The following is a 1952-nucleotide window of genomic DNA, read 5'->3' on the forward strand; positions in this document are numbered from 1 at the left end:
AAATAACCCTTCGGGAAATAAAAAAAACGGCTCCATAAAGAGGAACCGTTTTGCTTCAAAAATCACGTTTTGTGTTATACTGGAGAAACGAAATTGTGTTTTCAAAATTGTCATTTTCGACATGATAACTTTTCTCGTAGTGTGGTTTTGCCGAACCCACTACTTTTTTTATGTCTCCGAACTTCATTTCTTCCCGTTCCGGCTTAACAATCCCTTTTGATTTTCGATACATATTCATTCCGGAAGGATACATGTGCAGCCGTCCGCCTTTTAAAAATTTCTTTTCCCGACCTTCTACGATCTTTGTTTGCACCTCACAGCCCTCTGAAGCCACTTTTAAGGCTGTTTCCCTGTCTTGGACATCTTCTAGGTCTATATCAGTCAAATAAGCGCTCAAATAGGCTCCTATGTTGTCTATATCCTTTAATGACTTGATTGTTACAAATCCTAAACCCCATAGACTCCTTAATTCAGCATTTTTAATATAAATCTTATCCAAATCATTAAAGCGCATTAAAACATGACAATGCCAGGCTCCACGTCCTTGTGGCTCTACCACCGATAAATAATCTATCGAACTTTCTTTCTTGTATTTATAACGCAACCTGTCGATAAAATTTTGAAAATCACTATAAAGTTTTTTCGTGTCCGTCATATTTTTCTTGTATGTCAAAGTTATATGTAATTCATTTGGCCGTCCTATAAAATTGTTATTTATCAAATAACGCAGCTTCTTAAAGGTTTGTCTCAAAGAATTATAATTTTCCTGCCGATTTTCCGAATGCTCGAACTCCCGGATCTCCCCAGTAGAGAGGTCTACAAACCTATCCTTGTCCAATTTTTTGATATTATTTTTCCGGTTCATCTTCTCCATATGCTGAACTTCAATGACGTGATTCATAGTGGTCACTTTTACAACATCATTTGGAGCTATGAAAACCGCGTCACCATTGCGTTTATCCATCCATTTCCCCTCAATTTTTCCTGTAATGTTTAATTAAAATCAAGTTAATAATAAAGAACCCCAAATCCGAAGTCAGTTTTTCAACAAAAATTAGCGTCCTTTTCCCAAATAGTCCCTATACAATTCCTTAATAGCAAACTCAATTACAGCATCTTTTGAAACTCTTCCAAATTCATTGTGTTTTGTAAAATGTTCGGCTAATAACTCTAGCTTTTTAAATGTTTCAACAGTAATTCGAGGTCCAATTTGTTTTTTCTCTTCCATCCAAACACACTCCTAACAAGTTGTTAACATAATTCTAACATTGGAAATAATAGAATTCAAGAACAGAAAAAAGAAGCACACTCGGAATGATATTTCGTTTCCTTTTGATTCCGAGCCTCCACCCCTTACAATCCCCAAAGGCAACCGACAAGGGAAAATTCGTCCCTTATCGGCACCTCCGGAAATTGTACAGCAAGGGGTCACTCCCAATAAAAAGACTACGACATATAAAACAGGTTTAGCTTCAGAGAAAAAGAGCATAAGGAAACTCGGTGCCACCCTAAAAAAAAGGGTGTCAAACAGGCTGTGCCTGTTGAGTTTCTATGCTCTTAGAACAGGTGCCGTTTTTGAAGCCAAAGATATAGCATAGATACCCCATAGATATAGCAGGGATATACCAAAATATCTCTAGAGATACGGGTATCTATGCTATATCTCTCTACAAGATTCCTCCACACGCTTGACGGAAATGCTTCAGCATTTTAGCACTCACTCGACAGAGTGTATAAGTGCGCCATTCGGAATTTCAAAGCTTCAAATTTCACAGAGAGTGCCCATTTATACACACCCCCTAAATCGTGGTGTGACAATGGGTTCTCGCCGGCTCGAAATCGGTTTGTCATTCTGACAAATAACCCTTCGGGAAATAAAAAAAACGGCTCCATAAAGAGGAACCGTTTTGCTTCAAAAATCACGTTTTGTGTTATACTGGAGAAACGAAATT

At 37.8% G+C, this 1952-nt stretch carries 2 protein-coding genes; both read right to left on the reverse strand.

The annotated features are described in order from the left end of the window. Positions 1 to 55: 55 nt before the first annotated feature. A complete protein-coding gene (locus ACFWRT_RS37585; protein WP_375839305.1) occupies positions 56 to 964 on the reverse strand; it encodes a rolling circle replication-associated protein in 909 nt (302 codons plus the stop codon). A 90-nt stretch (positions 965 to 1054) separates the two neighbouring features. After that, on the reverse strand, positions 1055 to 1228 hold the full coding sequence (locus ACFWRT_RS37590) for a hypothetical protein (protein ID WP_375839303.1): 174 nt from the start codon (positions 1226 to 1228) through the stop codon (positions 1055 to 1057). Positions 1229 to 1952 lie beyond the last annotated feature (724 nt).

The sequence above is a fragment of the Streptomyces cyaneofuscatus genome (assembly GCF_042718795.1).
GTDB classification, from domain to species: domain Bacteria; phylum Actinomycetota; class Actinomycetes; order Streptomycetales; family Streptomycetaceae; genus Streptomyces; species Streptomyces cyaneofuscatus_A.